Origin of the sequence: Dehalobacter sp. (assembly GCF_030063005.1) — a bacterium.
In the GTDB taxonomy this organism is placed as follows: Bacteria; Bacillota; Desulfitobacteriia; order Desulfitobacteriales; family Syntrophobotulaceae; genus Dehalobacter; species Dehalobacter restrictus.
Genome location: NZ_JAPDHR010000061.1, coordinates 1 through 18,261, shown reverse-complemented (window position 1 = coordinate 18,261; position 18,261 = coordinate 1). Strand labels below are relative to the sequence as shown.

14 protein-coding genes are annotated in these 18,261 nt (G+C 44.8%); 10 read left to right on the top strand and 4 right to left on the bottom strand.

Annotated elements, in window-relative coordinates; genetic code table 11:
• Positions 1–249: 249 nt before the first annotated feature.
• The 8 genes from OKX56_RS14165 (at position 250) to OKX56_RS14130 (ending at position 11,933) form a co-directional block, all read left to right on the top strand.
• Positions 250–4,524, top strand: coding sequence for an acyl-CoA dehydratase activase-related protein (locus tag OKX56_RS14165; RefSeq protein WP_336571236.1), 4,275 nt, complete (start codon positions 250–252; stop codon positions 4,522–4,524).
• A gap of 132 nt (positions 4,525–4,656) precedes the next feature.
• Positions 4,657–5,274 (top strand): DUF47 domain-containing protein, encoded by a 618-nt coding sequence (locus OKX56_RS14160; protein WP_019226820.1) that lies wholly within the window; start codon positions 4,657–4,659, stop codon positions 5,272–5,274.
• The gene (locus OKX56_RS14155) at positions 5,267–6,277 is read left to right on the top strand and encodes an inorganic phosphate transporter (protein WP_019226819.1); all 1,011 of its coding nucleotides are present in this window, start codon (positions 5,267–5,269) and stop codon (positions 6,275–6,277) included. Before OKX56_RS14160 ends, OKX56_RS14155 begins: the two co-directional genes overlap by 8 nt.
• Positions 6,278–6,523: 246 nt before the next feature.
• Positions 6,524–7,468 (top strand): ornithine carbamoyltransferase, encoded by a 945-nt coding sequence (gene argF / locus OKX56_RS14150; protein ID WP_019226818.1) that lies wholly within the window; start codon positions 6,524–6,526, stop codon positions 7,466–7,468.
• Positions 7,469–7,494: 26 nt separating this feature from the next.
• Positions 7,495–8,700: an argininosuccinate synthase gene (locus tag OKX56_RS14145; protein ID WP_019226817.1), complete on the top strand. Its 1,206-nt coding sequence runs from the start codon at positions 7,495–7,497 to the stop codon at positions 8,698–8,700.
• 144 nt (positions 8,701–8,844) lie between these two features.
• A complete protein-coding gene (gene argH, locus OKX56_RS14140; RefSeq protein ID WP_019226816.1) occupies positions 8,845–10,227 on the top strand; it encodes an argininosuccinate lyase in 1,383 nt (460 codons plus the stop codon).
• 353 nt (positions 10,228–10,580) lie between these two features.
• A complete protein-coding gene (gene nadE, locus OKX56_RS14135; RefSeq protein WP_019226815.1) occupies positions 10,581–11,354 on the top strand; it encodes an NAD(+) synthase in 774 nt (257 codons plus the stop codon).
• Positions 11,355–11,933, top strand: coding sequence for a 5' nucleotidase, NT5C type (locus OKX56_RS14130; RefSeq protein WP_015043883.1), 579 nt, complete (start codon positions 11,355–11,357; stop codon positions 11,931–11,933).
• 59 nt (positions 11,934–11,992) lie between these two features.
• Here OKX56_RS14130 and OKX56_RS14125 read toward each other — a convergent pair whose 3' ends face one another.
• Positions 11,993–12,760 (bottom strand): M15 family metallopeptidase, encoded by a 768-nt coding sequence (locus OKX56_RS14125; protein ID WP_019226814.1) that lies wholly within the window; start codon positions 12,758–12,760, stop codon positions 11,993–11,995.
• 51 nt (positions 12,761–12,811) lie between these two features.
• On the bottom strand, positions 12,812–14,167 hold the full coding sequence (gene murC / locus OKX56_RS14120; protein WP_025205215.1) for a UDP-N-acetylmuramate--L-alanine ligase: 1,356 nt from the start codon (positions 14,165–14,167) through the stop codon (positions 12,812–12,814).
• A gap of 281 nt (positions 14,168–14,448) precedes the next feature.
• Between murC and OKX56_RS14115 the strand changes: the two genes are divergently transcribed.
• Complete coding sequence (locus OKX56_RS14115; RefSeq protein WP_019226812.1) at positions 14,449–14,814, top strand: AMP-binding enzyme; 366 nt, start codon at positions 14,449–14,451, stop codon at positions 14,812–14,814.
• A 475-nt stretch (positions 14,815–15,289) separates the two neighbouring features.
• Here OKX56_RS14115 and OKX56_RS14110 read toward each other — a convergent pair whose 3' ends face one another.
• The gene (locus OKX56_RS14110) at positions 15,290–16,705 is read right to left on the bottom strand and encodes an MFS transporter (protein ID WP_019226811.1); all 1,416 of its coding nucleotides are present in this window, start codon (positions 16,703–16,705) and stop codon (positions 15,290–15,292) included.
• A 184-nt stretch (positions 16,706–16,889) separates the two neighbouring features.
• On the opposite strand from OKX56_RS14110, the gene OKX56_RS14105 reads away from it, so the two are divergent.
• Positions 16,890–17,123 carry a DUF378 domain-containing protein gene (locus tag OKX56_RS14105; protein ID WP_019226810.1) on the top strand — a complete coding sequence of 78 codons (234 nt, stop codon included), beginning with the start codon at positions 16,890–16,892 and terminating at the stop codon, positions 17,121–17,123.
• A gap of 123 nt (positions 17,124–17,246) precedes the next feature.
• On the opposite strand, the gene OKX56_RS14100 is transcribed toward OKX56_RS14105, so the two are convergent.
• On the bottom strand, positions 17,247–17,966 hold the full coding sequence (locus tag OKX56_RS14100; protein WP_019226809.1) for a PrsW family intramembrane metalloprotease: 720 nt from the start codon (positions 17,964–17,966) through the stop codon (positions 17,247–17,249).
• Positions 17,967–18,261: the final 295 nt, after the last annotated feature.

Sequence of the window (18,261 nt, the reverse complement as noted above, 5' to 3'; positions counted from 1 at the left end):
AAAAAAATTCTCAAAAGTACAAAGTCATAAAAACATTACTCACTTTTTTAAAAATGTAAAAGCCCGGATTTCCCTTGTTTGCAAGGGGTTCCAGGCTTTTTTGCTCTTTAAAGTGTCAAAGATGAGACTATATTAACACGAAGGACAGAATGTGGGTAGAAAAATTTATATTATTTTTCTAATAACTTCAGACGGTAAGGTAGACAATGAATAATAACCCCCTCAGATGGAAAAATAATTCTGCTGAATTTGTTTGAGGGGGAATGTAATCTGGATTCGCATCATCACAGAATTACTGACAAAGAAAAGAATAACCTTCATGTTGGGATAGACATAGGTTCCACCACTGTTAAAATTGCTGTCTTAAATAAGGAAGGCGTTCTGTTGTTCAGCCGGTATACCCGGCATTATTCGAATATCTGGAGCACGTTGCAAAGGCTGGTGGATGAAGCCGGTCAGAAATATGCGGCATTTTCGCTGACGGTAGCAATTACAGGTTCAGGCGGACTGGCTGTGGCTGAACATCTGGACATTTCATTTATTCAGGAGGTCATTGCCGGAAGCAAAGCAGTGGATCGTTATCTGCCAGGAACGGATGTTGTCATTGAGCTTGGCGGAGAAGATGCCAAGATAACCTTTTTTGACAAGGGGTTTGATCAGCGGATGAACGGGATCTGTGCGGGAGGAACCGGTGCTTTTATTGATCAAATGGCTGTCCTGTTAAAGACGGATGCGGCTGGTCTGGATGCGCTGGCTGCCCATAGCCGGGTCATCTATCCGATTGCCGCCCGATGTGGGGTTTTTGCCAAAACCGATATTCAACCTCTCTTAAATGAAGGAGTCCGCAAGGAGGACATTGCAGCTTCGATCTTTCAGGCGGTTGTAAATCAGACCATTGGAGGGCTTGCCTGCGGACATAAAATTAAAGGGAAAGTTGGCTTCCTCGGAGGACCACTTCACTTCCTACCGCAGCTGCGAGTTCGGTTTCAGGAAACGTTGGGGCTGAAGGATGAAGATATGATTGTGCCGGGAAATTCCGAAGTTTATGTAGCTATCGGAGCGGCCCTCGCCTCTGCTCAGGATAAAGATATTACATTTGAACAGCTTGGTCAAAAATTGAGAACAGACAAAAAAAAGCTTCAGTATGAAACAGCCAGACTTGATCCACTTTTTGCAGATGAAGAGGAATACCGCGCGTTTGTAAGGCGGCATGCCCAAAATATTGTCAGCACAAATCAGCTGGAGATGTACCAGGGCCAATGTTTTTTAGGTCTGGATGTAGGATCTACCACGACAAAAGCTGTTTTGATCGATCCGCAAGGCACCCTTCTTTATTCCGCCTATACTAATAATGAAGGCAACCCTTTGGCTTCAGCAGTCAATATTCTGAAAGAACTATACAACAGGCTCCCGGAAAACACAAAAATTGCTTATTCTGCCGTGACTGGCTACGGAGAAAAACTGACTCAGGCAGCTCTTTTTTTTGATATGGGGGAAGTTGAGACCATCGCTCATTACACAGCCGCCAATCATTTCCTGCCTGGAGTCAACCTGATTCTGGACATCGGCGGACAGGATATGAAATGCCTGAAAGTAAAAAACGGTGTGATTGAAAATATTATGTTAAACGAGGCCTGTTCATCCGGCTGCGGTTCTTTTATTGAAACATTTGCGAGGTCACTGGAAATGAATGTGGCGGATTTTGCCCGCAAAGGACTTTTGGCTCAAAATCCTGCCGATTTAGGATCGAGATGTACGGTTTTCATGAATTCCAAAGTAAAACAGGCCCAAAAAGAAGGAATGACCGTCGCGGATATTTCGGCAGGATTATCCTACTCCGTGATCAAAAACGCGCTCTATAAAGTAATTAAGTTAAAAAGCTCTGAGGAATTTGGTGAAAAGGTTATTGTCCAGGGAGGGACTTTCTTGAATGATGCTGTGGTTCGCAGCCTGGAACGGACCATTGGCCGAGAAGTCGTCCGTCCGGACATTGCCGGCCTCATGGGTGCCTTTGGTGCGGCCCTCTTGGCCAGGAACGCCTGGCGGGAGGGAGTGGCTACGTCGCTGCTTTCCCCAGATCAAATTAATAACTTTTCGGTGGAAGTCAGCGCAGCCCGCTGCGAAAACTGTCAGAACCACTGTTTACTTACGGTCAACTGTTTCGGTGACGGGCGTAGGCACATTACAGGAAACCGCTGTGAAAAAGGATCAGAACGCGATCAGACAGATGAAATTCCGAATCTCTATGCCTATAAACTAAACAGGATCTTTCATTATACGCCACTGGCCAAAGAAAAAGCAGTCAGAGGAACCATCGGGATCCCAAGGGTTTTAAATATGTTCGAGAATTATCCTTTTTGGTTTACTTTTTTCACCCGTCTTGGTTTCCGGGTCGAGCTGTCGCCGGTTTCCACCCGAAAGGTTTATGAGGCGGGCATGGAGACAATTTCTTCCGATACCGTTTGTTATCCTGCCAAACTTGTTCACGGTCATATCGTGTCATTGATTAAACAAGGCGTGAAGTTCATATTTTATCCCTGCATACCGAAGGAGAGAAAAGAAATAGCCGGGGCGGACAACTGCTTTAATTGCCCGGTGATCAACGCTTATCCGGAAGTGATCAAAGCCAACATGGACGAGTTGAAGCAAAGCGGTGTCCAATTCTGGAATCCTTTTCTGCCGTATGAAGATAAAAAAAAGCTTAGTAAGAGATTGTATGAAGAACTGAAACATTCAGGCATTACCCTTGCAGAAATCATCCAGGCCGTCGACGCAGCCTGGAATGAAGATCTGAATTTCAAACGGGATATCCGCAAAAAAGGAGAAGAGGTCTTGCAATGGCTTGCAGAAACAGGAAATCGCGGGATTGTCCTTTCCGGCAGGCCTTACCATCTGGATCAGGAAGTTAACCACGGCATACCTAAAGTCATCACGGCCCTCGGAATGGCAGTGCTTACAGAGGATTCGGTAGCCCATCTCGGAAAAGTCACCAGGCCACTTCGGGTTCTGGACCAGTGGATGTATCATTCCCGACTTTACGAAGCAGCAGATTTTGTTGCCGGAAGACCGGAGCTAGAGCTTGTCCAGTTAAACTCATTCGGCTGTGGGCCGGATTCGATTGCTGCGGAACAAGCCCAGGAAATTTTACATAAAGCCGGTAAAATCTATACCATGATTAAAATAGATGAGGTCAGTAATTTGGGTGCAGTCAGAATAAGGCTTCGCTCGCTTAAAGCTGCGATGGATGCCAGAATAAAACATGACCATCTGATAGAGGACCCGGCAAAGGGGCCAAATGCCGTTCAGAGACCAATATTTACCAAGGAAATGCGTAAAACACATACCATTCTTGCTCCACAGATGGCGCCGATCCATTTTGAATTTGCCCAGGAGGTCGCCCGTTCGGAGGGGTACCATTTTGAAGTACTGGCTATAGTTGAAAAAGAAGATATTGAAGAAGGCTTGAAATATGTTAACAATGATTCCTGTTACCCTTCGGTCATTATTATCGGGCAGCTGTTAAGGGCATTGAAATCCGGAAGATACGATCTGAACAACACCTCAGTCATTATAACCCAGACGGGGGGGCCCTGCAGGGCCAGCAATTATTTGGGGCTATTAAAGAAAGCGCTTCAGGTCTCGGGACTGGAACACATTCCGATACTCTCGCTCAATGTCGCAGGCTTGGAGAAAAACCCCGGATTTAAGTTGACGGTCTCCATGGCGGTCAAAGCAATCATGGCCATGCTTTACGGAGACCTGCTGATGAAGGTTTTCTACCGGGTAAGGCCTTATGAAACAAATGCGGGAACAGCGGATCAGCTTCTGAGAAAGTGGATAGATATCTGCAAGATCAATGTTGCCAATGGAGACCGCAGCTTATTTCGTGAAAACCTGAAGGGCATTGTTCGGGATTTTGAAAATATTGAGATTGTTCAGCAGAGAAAACCCCGGGTTGGATTGGTCGGGGAGATCCTCGTAAAATTTCACCCTGCGGCGAATAACAACATGGCCGAGTTTATTGAAAAAGAGGGCGCAGAAATGGTAGTTCCGGGACTGATGGAGTTTTTACTTTACTGCTGCTATGGGAAGGAATTTAACTATAGATATCTTGCCGGTAAGCGATCTTCCAGAGTCATCGGAAATCTGCTGGTCAAGTATATGGAAAGCTATCGTGAAGATTTAAGGGCTGCCTTAAAGAATAGTAAAAGATTCGATATCCCGCCAACGATTCAGGAGATGGCGGAAAGTGTCAAACCATTCCTTTCCCTGGGCAACCAAACCGGAGAGGGTTGGCTGCTGACTGCGGAAATGGTGGAGCTGATCAAAAGTGGCGCCAACAATATTATCTGCATGCAGCCGTTTGCCTGTCTGCCGAATCATATTACCGGCAAAGGAATGATCAAGACCCTGAAAGAGCAGTATCCCCAGACCAATATTGTTGCCGTGGATTATGATCCCGGAGCCAGTGAAGTGAACCAGATCAATCGGATTAAGCTGATGCTGGAGAGAGCTTTTGGCTGAATCTTTCGGTCTATTCTACCCATTGTTTTAAGTGCCTGTTTTTTATAAATTTAAGTATCTTATCCTTGGCTCTTGTGCTAAGATAATGTGGGAAGATTTGACCAGGTTATGATAAAGGAGGAAGTAAAGACTGTGTCAAAAAAAGAAAACGACTTTTTTGTACTTATGAAGGAAAACGCGCAGCTTATTTGCGAAAGCTCGCTGGTATTAAAAGAAGCAGTTAAGGATCCCACCACTTTCCCGGTCAAGATGAAGGAACTCATTGATTTGGAACACCGTGCCGATGATATTACCAACAAGATCATTGACAACCTGAATAAGACACTGGTGACGCCAATGGACAGGGAAGACCTCTACTCATTGGCGACAAACATGGATGATATCATTGATTTTATTCAAGGCGCCTTGGAACGGATGATCATGTATAAAGCGACGCCGCCCCACTCCGGGGTTGAAGAGCTGATTCGGGTTCTAGATGACTGTATTCATATTATTAAAATATCTGTGGACAACCTTCCCAGTATTCGCACCAAATTAAAGCTTATTCTTGAAAACACAGAAAAAATCCATAAACTGGAAAGCGAGGGAGATCGTTTATACCGGAGTGAAGTAGGCAAGCTGTTCGAAAATGAAAGCAATCCGATTGAAATCATTAAATGGAAAGAAATACTGGAACATCTGGAAGACGCCACGGACCGTTGTGAAGATCTCGCGCTTGTAATAAAAGGGGTCGTATTAAAATATGTCTAGTCTGCATATTGCATTATTCGTTGTCGTACTATTTGCGTTGGCATTTGATTTTATCAACGGATTTCATGATACTGCCAATGCCATAGCCACTTCGGTTTCGACAAGAGCGCTTACGCCAAGAACCGCAATCATTATGGCCGCGGTACTTAATTTTATCGGCGCGATGTACAGTACAGGGGTTGCCAAGACCATTGCAAAGGACATTGTCGATGCGAACAGTGTTACTTCCGAAGTGATGATCGCCGCACTGATCGGAGCGATTTTCTGGAATCTTTTGACATGGTATTTTGGTATTCCGAGCAGTTCTTCCCACGCGATTATTGGGGGAATCCTCGGAGCCGGGATCGCGGCAGCGGGACTCGGTGTTGTCCAGGGGGCCGGCATCAAGAAAATTATCTTGGCGCTGCTGTGCTCGCCGCTCGTCGGCATGGGACTCGGTTATCTGATCATGACCATTCTATATTACCTGTTCCGCAATAAAGCGCCGATGAAAACGAACAATATCTTCCGGAGGCTGCAGATGGTTTCAGCCGCACTACTTGCGTTTAACCACGGTTCTAATGACGCACAGAAATCCATGGGTATTATCACGCTGGCGCTTGTCGCCATGGGGGTACAGTCGACGATGGATGTTCCGCTCTGGGTAAAGCTCCTGTGTGGAATAGCCATTGCTTGCGGTACAGCAGTGGGCGGCTGGAGAATCATTCATACCCTCGGTGCCAAAATCTTTAAAATTGAGCCGATCAACGGATTTGCCGCAGATTTGTCATCCTCGATCGTTATCTGGGTAGCGACGGCGTTTCCGGGTCTCCATCTGCCGGTCAGTACCACGCACGTGGTATCCGGTTCCATTATGGGAGTAGGCGCTGCCAAACGTATTTCGGCCGTGCGCTGGGGCGTTGCGCAGCAGATGCTGATTGCCTGGTGTCTGACGATTCCTTCCACGGCAATCGTCGCAGCTCTGTCTTATCATCTGATTACACTCGTGGAGAGAATTCTCTAATCTAATATTCTAACGTAAGATACTGGAATTCTGCATCTTATATCGGATAAATACCAACTGATGCTATAGATGCTTTTATACAATCAGGTAAGCAGATCGTAGATTCAGTCTTCTTTTTTAATCCTCAGGAGGGTAAGGGTTACCCGTCTGGGAATAGCTTCTTTTTCATCAGGGATATTGAATAATTATGCATGATGAGGTATAATAATGCAATATTGCGTATTATTGAGATAAAGGAGAATAATGATGGTTCAATTAAACAAAGGCAAGTTTAAAGGCAGAGATTTTATTACACTGAATGCTTTCACAGCAGAAGAAATCTCATATATGGTTGACGTCGCCATGGAATTGAAGGCTGACAGAAATGCCGGAATTCCCCACCCTGTCCTGCAGGGGAAGGTTTTGGCGATGATCTTTACCAAATCTTCGACGAGAACCAGAGTGGCATTTGAGGCCGGTATTTATCAGCTCGGCGGCTCCGGAATGTTTCTGAGCGCCCGCGATATCCAGCTGGGACGCGGTGAACCGATCCAGGATACAGCAAGGGTCTTGTCCAGGATGGTCGACGGCATTATGATCAGAACGTTCAGCCATCAGGAGGTTCTTGATCTTGCCGAGCATTCCTCTGTGCCGGTCATCAATGGCTTGAGCGATTTTCTGCATCCGACACAGATTCTGGCCGACCTTTTGACCATTAAAGAAACAAAAGGCAAGATTCAGGGATTGAAATTAACCTATATCGGTGACAGCAATAATGTGGCAAATTCCCTGCTGCTTGGCGGCAGCAAGATGGGCATGAACATCGTGATTGCTTCACCTCAGGGATACCAGCCGGTTCCGGAAATTATGGATCTGGCTTGGAAGAATGCATCTCTCAGCAGAAGTACGGTGCAGATCGTCGAAGATCCTGTGGCGGCTGCCAGGGGAGCGGATATTCTTTATACCGATGTTTGGGCCAGTATGGGACAGGAAGAACAAAGCGAAATCAGGAAGAAAATTTTTGCGCCGTATCAGATCAATGACGAAGTGCTTGGGGCAGCTCATCCTGAAGCGATCGTCATGCACTGTTTGCCTGCCCACCGCGGAGAAGAGATCACCGACAAAGTGATCGAAGGTCCTCAATCCGTGGTATTTCAGGAGGCTGAAAACCGGCTTCACGCCCATAAAGCGATTATGGCGCTGGTCATGTAATAAATATAAAATAAAGGAGAAAGCGTATGGCTAAAGTAGTGCTTGCCTATTCAGGCGGACTGGATACATCCATCATTATTCCATGGCTGAAAGAAAACTATGGTTATGAGGTTGTCGCGATGGCGGCAGATTTGGGACAGGGAGAGGAACTGGAACCTCTTCATGAGAAGGCTGCTAAAACCGGAGCCACCAAATTATATATTGAAGATTTGAGAGAAGAATTCATTACGGATTTCATTTACCCGACGCTTCAGGCAGGAGCCGTGTATGAAGGCAAATATCTTCTCGGAACATCCTTTGCTCGTCCGCTTATTGCCAGAAGGCTTGTGGAGATTGCTGAAAAAGAAGGCGCAGTCGCTGTTGCGCATGGCGCGACAGGGAAAGGCAACGATCAGGTTCGCTTTGAACTGGCTGTCAAAGCGCTGAATCCTGATCTGAAAATTATTGCTCCGTGGAGAGAGTGGGACATCAAATCGCGGGATGATGCGATTGATTATGCCAAAGAACGCGGAATCCCTGTCCCGGTTACCAAGGACAGACCGTACAGCATGGACCGTAACTTGTGGCATTTAAGCCATGAAGGCGGTGACCTCGAAGATCCCTGGAATGAACCGAAGGATGATCTTTATCTACTCGGGGTTTCCCCGATGCAGGCGCCGGACCAGGCCGCGTATGTGCTGATCGATTTAGAGAAGGGCATACCAGTAGCTGTCGATGGGGAGAAACTTGCACCGATTCAGCTGATCGAGAAATTGAATGCCCTGGGCGGCAAGAATGGAATCGGGATTGTCGACATGGTGGAAAACAGGCTTGTCGGGATGAAGTCGCGCGGGGTATATGAGACTCCCGGCGGGACAATTCTCTATGCCGCGCATCAGGCGCTGGAACTGTTGACCCTTGACCGTCAGACCCTGCATTATAAGGAACAAATTGCGCTGAAATATGCTGAGATGGTCTACGATGGTGTCTGGTATTCACCGCTGAGAGAAGCACTCGATGCGTTTGTAAAAGTTACACAGAAAAATGTTACCGGAACCGTCAGGATGAGACTATATAAAGGAAACTGTACACCGGTAGGGATAAAATCCCCTTATTCGCTGTATAATGAAGAATTTGCAACGTTTGGCGAAGATGCTGTCTACAACCAGAAAGACGCAGAAGGTTTTATTAATCTGTTTGGACTGCCTCTTAAAGTCCGCGCTTTAATGGAGAGAAAATCAGGCTTACGTTAATCATGATGCGCAACGGTGCGCGAGCATGGATTTGCGGGCATGAACACAAGGATGTCAATTGTCTAAGCACATTGCGCATTCTTGTGTTCTGTCATATTGTTGCGTTATACTATACTTAATTTTGATTCGGAAGGAGTTAAACCAATGAAACTTTGGGGAGGACGTTTTGAGAAAGACACCGATTCCCTGGTCGAAGATTTCCACTCATCGATCTCATTCGACCGGCGCCTTTATAAATTTGATATTATGGGAAGCATTGCTCATGCCGGAATGCTCGGCAGGATAGGTATCCTGTCAGCCGAAGAAACGGAGAAAATAATAGGGGGACTGGAATGCATTCTGGCGGATATTCAGGCGGGAAGGGTTGAATTTGAAGTCGGAGCCGAAGACATCCATATGAACGTTGAGAAACTACTTACGGAAAGAATCGGTGATGCCGGTAAAAAGCTCCATACCGGACGCAGCCGGAATGATCAGGTTGCGCTGGATTTTCGGCTATTCTTAAGAGAAGAAATCGACAACACCAAAGATCTCCTCACTGCGCTGCTGGAAACCCTGCTTGACTTGAGTTCCGAACATCTTAAGACTTGGATGCCCGGATATACCCATCTGCAAAAGGCCCAGCCGATAACCCTGAGCCATCATCTTATGGCCTATGTCCAAATGTTTTTGCGCGATCTGGGACGACTCGGAGATACTCGCAAGAGACTGAACCTCTCCCCGCTCGGATCGGGCGCGCTGGCGGGTACGACCTTTGCTTTGCGTCGGGAAGAAGTAGCTGCTGAACTGAATTTTGACGGCGTCACGCTTAACAGTTTAGACGGCGTTAGCGACAGAGATTTTGCTTTGGAATTTCTGGCAGCTGCATCTATCATGATGATGCATCTGAGCAGGCTGTGTGAAGAACTGATTATCTGGTCGAGCGGTGAATTTTCTTTCGTTTCGATTGATGATGCCTATGCCACCGGATCGAGTATTATGCCGCAGAAGAAAAATCCTGATGTCGCAGAACTCGTCAGAGGGAAAACTGGCAGGGTGTATGGGGATCTCATAACACTGCTCACCGTTATGAAAGGACTTCCCCTGGCTTATAACAAAGACATGCAGGAAGACAAGGAATGTGTGTTTGATGCTGTGGACACCATCCAAAAATCGTTGCTGGTCATCCGGCCGATGCTGGCTACAATGAAAGTGAATGCCGATATTATGGCAAGGGAAGCTAAGAAGGGCTTTACCAATGCCACAGATTTGGCTGATTATCTGGCCAAAAAGAATGTTCCTTTCCGCGAAGCCCATGCAATTGTGGGCAGGCTGGTACTGGAATGTTCCCGCAGGGGCTGTTCGTTGGAGGATCTGACGCTGGAAGAACTGAAAACAGTATCCGAATTCTTCGAGGAAGATCTTTATGAGGCTATTTCTCTTCAAACCTGCGTTCAGAAGAGGAGCGTTACCGGGGGTCCTGCACCGGAGACCGTTCAGACAGCGATACAGTTTAGTAAAGAAACTCTGGATCAACTTAGGTGGTAAAAAACAATTAAGAAAACAATCAAGTGTAAATTTAGCACGAATAATGGTACATTTTACTGCCTTCAGAGTATTAATCAAGAAATTTTAAGAATATGTTAAGAATATGTAATTAGAATGTAAAAAATGTGAAAATAACAAATAGCCGGCGATGCTGAAATGACGGTACATAGCAAAGAATGCTGACAGAATCCAACGGTCATCTTAAAATTTTGTGGATAAAAATGTGGATATTGTGGATTAAGTTAAAAGAATGGATTCTAAAAAAATATAAAATTTAAATTTTATGTCTAAACTTTTGATAAATATTTGAATGATCATAAAACTATTGTGAAATAAAAAAGGAGGCCGTACCGGTGTGGAGTACTGAAGAAATACTGGAACGCCAAAAGCAGGTTGTGGAATGGCTGCGGGGAAAAAACACTGAGGCAAAGACCAAAGGTTTGGTCTGCGGAATTTCCGGCGGTGTAGATTCTGCGGTGGTGGCAGCTTTATGCAAAAAAGCATTTCCTGATTACTGCCTTGGTGTGATCATGCCATGCCAATCAAATCCTGCGGATCGCGAGGATGCCTATTTGATTGCAGAGACCCTTGGGATGGAAGTGATCGAGATTGATCTCGGGGAAGCACATGCAGCCATTTATGACCAGATGAAGACCGCTTTAAAAGCTAATCAGACGCCTCTGAATATTCAGCAAGCAGGACAAGGGAACCTTAAAGCACGGCTCCGTATGTCTACGCTGTATACGGTAGCCAATATTAGGGAGTATCTGGTTGTCGGGACAGACAATGCCCCTGAGAGCTATACAGGATATTTTACGAAATATGGGGATGGCGGCGTGGACCTTCTGCCGATCAGCTCACTTACCAAGACGGAAGTAAGAGCCTGGGCAAGGGCACTGGGCCTGCCGGAAAAAATAGCTTCCAGAACACCGACTGCTGGTCTTTGGCAGGGACAGACCGATGAGGGAGAGATGGGTTTTTCCTATGATCTTATCGATAAATATCTTTTGGGAGAAAAGATTCCTGACGATGTTGTCGCCAAAATCGAAAGACTGCATAAAATGAGTGAGCATAAACGGCAATTGCCCCCAACCATCGAATTAGAAAAACCGGAGAGGCTGGATTAGATGAAACTACGGATCGGATTAGATATAGACGGCGTCGTCGCGGACAGTTTTCCTGTGTTCACAGAAGAACTCAACAGGCAATACGGCAAAAATATTATGGAAATTGACAATTACGATATGTCGAAAATCTACGACGTCGACTGGAATGAACTAGACACCTTTTTTGACAAAAATATGGAAGTTCTCTTCTCAACACCGGAGCCGGTCAAAGGGTCGGTTGAGAGCATTGTTTCCTTAACAGAAGCAGGGCATGAAATCATTTATGTGACAGCCAGAAAGCCGGGAGCTGAGGAACTAATCACAAAAAAATGGCTTGAAGAAAAACAAATCCCCCCGGGTGAAAAGATATTCACAGGGGGGCTCAGCAAGACCATTGCGGTCAAGGAACACGGTATTGATGTGTTCGTCGATGACTTTATTTCCAATTCAGTGGAGATCGTTTCCATGGGCATTCCGGTGCTACTGATGGATGCGCCTTATAACCGCGGAAATCTTCCGGAAGGTGTCATCCGCTGTTATGACTGGAATGACGTTGTATGTCATATTGAGCAATTCAGCAGGAACGGTATTAACCGGTAGAAGAATATTTTTTTACTTAACGCGCGTGCTATATCTATACAAGTTTACGAATAATAAGATCAAATCTTGAAGAACAGGTATTCCTCGTAAGTGAGATGCTGTTCATAGAGTTTCGTGGCCAGGTCTTGTCCGATATAGCGCAGATGCCAAGGTTCGTAGGTATATTCCGTCAGGTATTCTTTGCCCTTCGGGTAGCGGATGATAAAGCCGAAACGATGAGCATTATCTTTCAGCCAGACATATTCGTCCGTATCTCCAAATGTCTCTTCCAGACCGAAGTTAACGCTCTGGCAGGATACATCCATTGCCAGACCGGTTTGGTGTTCACTTTCACCGGGTCTCGCACTGATTTGGTTGGCTTTTTCCTCGGTTCCGTACCGCCGGGTAAAACTCGCAAATAAATCCTGCTGCGTTTGATAGGAGCGGTAGCCTGATACACCATAAAAAATTACACCATTTTCTTTTGCAGCAGAAAATAATTCCTCGAGCTTCGCGGCAGCTTCCTGACGCAGCATTCTTTTCTCAGCTTTTTCCTTAAAAGTAAAAGGAATGTTGACTTCAACCAGATCCGGTGGAACATAATCGGAGGGAAGCTGATTTTGTTTATTCACTAAAACAGCGATGCTGACAACATCGTGATAATTTATCGCTTCCTTACTCGCAGCGCCGATTCTTAGCATAAAGGTATCAACCAGAACGTTTTCTGCAGATGTTTGCGAACCCTGAGAATCAGGGGAAGCATCAGGAATGCTCATTTGAATACAACCGCTTATGAAAAAAATCCCAAATAGAATGACAAGTAAAGAAAAAATCAACTTATTTTTCATCGTTTCTCCTGTATGAATCGTCGAAGTTACTCAGCGGTCAGGAAACAGCGCTCAAGAGACCAAGTTTTGCCCTACTTTGTAAATATCGCCCGCTCCGAGCGTAATAACGAGGTCGCCTTCTTCAAGGGTTTGGTCAAGATAAGAACTGATTTCGTCAAGCGTTGGAAAATAACGGGTGGTAATTCCTTTTTCTTTCATCAAGTCGGCAAGTTTTGCTGAAGAGATCGGGTTGACCCCGGCTTTTTTTTCGCGCGCCGAGGAAAAAATTTCTGCCAGCAAAACCTCATCGGCATCCTGAAAGGCCTGAGAAAACTCATAAAAAAGTTTTTCAGTCCGGCTGAAGGTATGAGGCTGAAATACTGCCCGGATTCTTCTGTCGGGGTAGGAAAGCCTTGCTCCATCCAGGGTCGTTTGGATTTCTGTCGGGTGATGGGCATAATCGTCAACAATAACTGCCCCGTGTTTTGTGCCAAGACGTTCGAATCTTCTTTTGGTACCATTAAAGCCGCTCAGCGCCTGAAGCACGGTATCCATCGATATTCCGAGCCTGGAAGTCAGGGCTATGGCAGCTAGGGCATCCAGAATGTTATGTTTTCCTGAAACAGTCAAATGCAGCTTACCTATATTTTTTTTATTCATCATTACATCAAAACAGCTTCCGTCATTATCGAAAACAACGTTTGCAGCGCTGACATCAGCATCGGCCGAGAAACCAAAAGTTGTAACCGTTGCTTTGGTCTTAATCCTATCTATATTCGGATCGTCATGCCAGATAATCAGATTGCCCTCAGCAGGCAGCTTGCAGGCGAGTTCGGAAAAAGCGCAGACCACATCATCCAAATCCTTAAAATAATCGGGATGATCCAGTTCCATGTTGGTAATAATCAGGTGCTCGGGAGAGTAATTTAAGAAGTGCCTCCGGTATTCGCAGGATTCGGCTAAAAAGAGTTCTCCCTGGCCGGCATGGGCGTTGCCGCCAATACAGGGCACGTCGCTGCCTACGACAATCGTAGGGTCCAAACCTGCATCAAGCAGGATTTTTCCAGCCATGGCAGTTGTCGTAGTCTTGCCGTGAGTCCCGGTTACACAGACTCCTTTTTTCTTGGACATCAGTTTGCTCAGAAATTGAGGGTAAGTCAGTACCGGTATGTTAAGCTCTTTGGCCCGGCTAATCTCCGGGTGACTGTCGCAGTAAGCGGCAGAGGTGACAACCAAATCAGCGCCGACAACATTCTCTGGGTCAAAGTTCAGGACCTCAATGCCTGCCTTCTCTAATACAACGTCTGTAAAAAATCTTTGCGGTACATCGGATCCGGTAATCACGGCATCTTCTATCAACGGTGTAATCTGGGCAAGGGCACTCATCCCGGTTCCTTTTATGCCAACAAAATGAATATGTAATTGCAATGTGCATCTTTCCTTCCGGTATTCTATTCCTATTACATTATACCCAAATATCTTGAAAAAGGTATCTGTCAATACGTAAATCAAAGATATTCTTCCCGAAAACAGTTAACATGAGAATTAGAGCTGTTCAGCCTTCCAACAATGCCATTAACCTCAAATCGGTAGGGAAAAGCCGCATTTAATATTATAATACAAATACGACTAAAATATAAGATTTATACGCATTTTACAGCTTAGTTTATAACTGCAATGTTCTGTCACAAGAAGGGAGGAAAAACGCAATGTCCGGATATGCAGCACTACCTGATTTTGAAATCTTAAATGGCCGGGAGCTTGACGGTCTTATCGTTAATGATAAATTTGTAAGTTATTACCAAGTAGAGTCTGCTCTTTATAATTATCCCAAAGTGTTCGAAGCAGGTGTCATCGTTAACAGCCAGAATGGTGAAAGCGTGATCCTCAAAGTATATCTTGCGCTCGAAGATTCTTTTTCGGCGAAGGAAGAAAGAGAACAGTACTGCTTGAAGGTAGAACAGTATATTAGAAACAGTTTTTCATTTAAAATGCCCATCCGGGTATTGATTCGAGAAAAACTGCCGATGACCAGATCTGGAAAAATCCTGCGCTCTGTTCTTCGTGATTATTAAGATAAAATGTTTATAATTGAATCAAATTTAAACTAAAAAAGGACCTTCTTGTATTGAAGGTCAAAAAATGAAAATCAAGAGTAGAATTAATGAGACTAAATGAGTAAAACGAAGACAATATAATAATAATCATAAAATACACAAAAATCAATAAAAAATATAACCATATTATCCATCTTAAACCATAATTCCCACGGAATTATGGTTTAATTTATAACTGGGTAAAATTAATATTTCAACTTTAAATAAAACAATCGAGAATCAACAAATCAAAATCAACCTGCGAATATTATTGCCTGAAGCTGCAAAAGATAGTACTGGAAAAAGGGAAATACCGTAAGGTAAATAACCTTTTTCGAAGGCTATCCGCCCTGTAGCGGAAACAGATACCCGGTCAGTTAAGCTACCGGGTATCTTCATGATCGCCATGTACGGCCTAATGCCGCAGTGTCATGGATAACAAGGAGCAGCAATCTTATGCCTGATTATTATTGACGTGGATTTTGCCGCGGGAGAAAGAGAAGAAAATACCAACAGCACAAAGGCAGGCTGAGATCAGAAAAGCAAGGTGAATACTCTGTGTAAACTGCGGATAGTATTCAGGCGTAATCTGGTTTTTGCCGACAAATATGGAAATCAGCAGCGTAGCTGTAGCCATACTCAGCATCTGGCCCAGAATCCTCATCACAGATACTGAGGCGGAGGCAACCCCGTAATAATGATTATCTACGGAACTCATGACTGCATTGGTATTCGGAGAAGAGAATAAGGCAAATCCAAGACCCAGCACCATCAAAGCAGCTATGATCAGGAACAGAGAAGTATGCGGGCCGATAAAGGAAAGCAAAAACAAGCCTGCGGCGGTTCCGGCCATGCCCCAAGAAGCAATTCTGGCGGGTTCTTTTTCATCGGATAGGCGTCCGGCCATAGGGGAAATTAAGGACTGGATAATAGGCTGGATAATCAGGATGATTCCGGCATGCTCTGAAGACATGCCCTGGACGTACTGCAGATATAGACTCAGAAGAAAAGTTACGGAGTAGGAACCAGCATAATTGATTAATGCTGCTACGTTGGAAAAGGCAAAAACCCGGTTATTCTGAAAAAGCCTGATTTCTAACACAGGATTTGGGATCTTGAGCTGGCGTTTCACAAAGAAAACAAAACAAACAATGCTGAAGAGGATCAGGATAATCCCGAGAATATCCGGTAAAATGCTCGAACCATAGATAAGCGCAATCAGGGTAACGGCGAAAATCAGACTGCCTGGAATATCCAGTTTATCATTTTTGGCATCGGCCCAATCGCTCTTGACATATGTAATCGTTAAGACCGTGATCAGGACCCCCAAAGGAACCAATACCAAAAAAATGCTTCTCCAACCCCAATGCTCGGTTAAGAATCCGCCTAGAAAAGGTCCGACAGCAAGTCCTACATATATGGCTGAAACATTAAAGCCTAGGGCTTTGCCGCGTTCTTGCGGGGGAAAGGCCGAGGTGATCAGCGCCATTCCCGCAGTTGCGATCATCGATGCACTAATTCCCTGCAGGACTCTCATCACGATTAATAATTCAATATTTGGGACAAAACCTGAGATTAACGTAAATGCAGTAAATGAAATTATCCCCCATTTATAAAGCCTGGTCCGGCCAAGGATGTCGGCGAGTTTGCCGATAGGAAGAAGAAACACAGCCGAAGACAACAAGAAAGATGTCGCAATCCAGCTTAAAACGACAGCATCTGCTGCAAATTCCTTTTGAATTGCAGGCAGCGCGATGTTGATAGATGAAATCATAAACGGAGTCAGAAAAGAACCTGCGGTTGCTATAAACAAAAGGGTGCGCTTAACCATTTTGCTGTCATCTCGGGCGTGGTCATGATGGACGTTCATAAATACTCCTTTTTAGTTGGTTTTTGATCCCTTATTCTTTTTATTAAAACAAAAACATACCCTAAAAGAACAAGTCATAGGTTATTATAAATGATTGTTTATGAGTCGTAAATTAACGTTTTGATGTATAAATTTTACATTTTATTGACATCCTATTAATGATTAACTTTTAAGGAGGTTGCCCATGAATATTTGGCAGAAGATTGCCCTTGCAATTATTATCATCGGGGCCATAAACTGGGGAACGATTGGTTTTTTTCAATTTGATCTTGTCAATGCCCTCCTCGGAGGGATCAGTCCGCTCCCTCCAAGAATCGTCTATGCACTGGTCGGACTCAGCGGCCTGTACTGCATCACGCTCTTATTCGTACCGAATCGCGAATATGAGAGAGAAGGACGGATCCAGCATAATCCTTAACGAGTCGGCAAAATTACTCAATAAGTCCAACAAGAAAAAGGAACCGAGTATATCTCGGTTCCTTTTTCTTGTAGAGCTTTAGCCTGCGTTTACAATGGCGACAGGACATAGGTGTACAGTCTTTTATTCAGCAGGTTGCCGGGCGGGGATTTTTTGGTATTTTTCCCTTGATTCTTTGTAATACCTGTTAAGTTTCCTAAGATTAACCGTCCACAGGTAAATGATATACGGTAAAAACAGCGTAAGCAGAATTGGAATTTCCGACATCAGAATAAAGTCAAAAAAACCGTGAAGCAGGATAGGAACATATAAGGATTTTCTGAGGTAAGCTCTTTCAAGATGAGGATGATTGGAGAACTTTGCCAGGGAAAGGTAGTATCCCATCGTCACACCAAGTAGCACGTGGGTCGGCACTGAGAATATTCCTCTGGAAAGGCCTACATACGGGTTGGCTGAAAAGTTTACAAGGACATACATGATGTTCTCGACTGTTGCGAAACCCAACGCGGCAAATACGGCATAGACAATCCCGTCCAGCTTTTCATTAAATGCCGGATTCCGATAGACTGTCCGCAGGACAACTGCCCTTTTGAAAAATTCTTCGGTCAGTCCGGCAACGACGAAGGCATTGAAAAAAGCTGCCGCTACCCCGGCAAAGATGTTCAGGGACGTCAGGAATTTTTCAAACAGCACGATCGGGATGACTGCCAGCGCACCCAGGATAAACACTTTTATAAGAAGATGCAAAGGCTCTTTATCGAAACGGTCGGTATAATAGACTGCCAGGCCCAGGGCAATTACAGGAGTAAGTGCAATTACCAATATTCGCAGATCGAATAGCAAAAGATCACATCCTTTTCTGTAAGTTTATCTCCTGTGAAGTACATCTTCAACAGCAAGCAGCTTGAATTATGTTAAGCTTTATTATTTGCAGCCGGAGCATCAAACATTCCTTATAAATTTTTTCATTTTTTCATTTTGGCGAGAGACGAATGGAGAGACGATTTTTTCATTTTTTCATTTGGTGAGCGGTCAAAGTAAATGCAACCTTTGACAGAGTAAATATAGTGGGGTTTCATTGAGTCTGTCAAAATACTGGGAATAACAGGTATAGTACCTGTTAAAAATAGCCGATTCA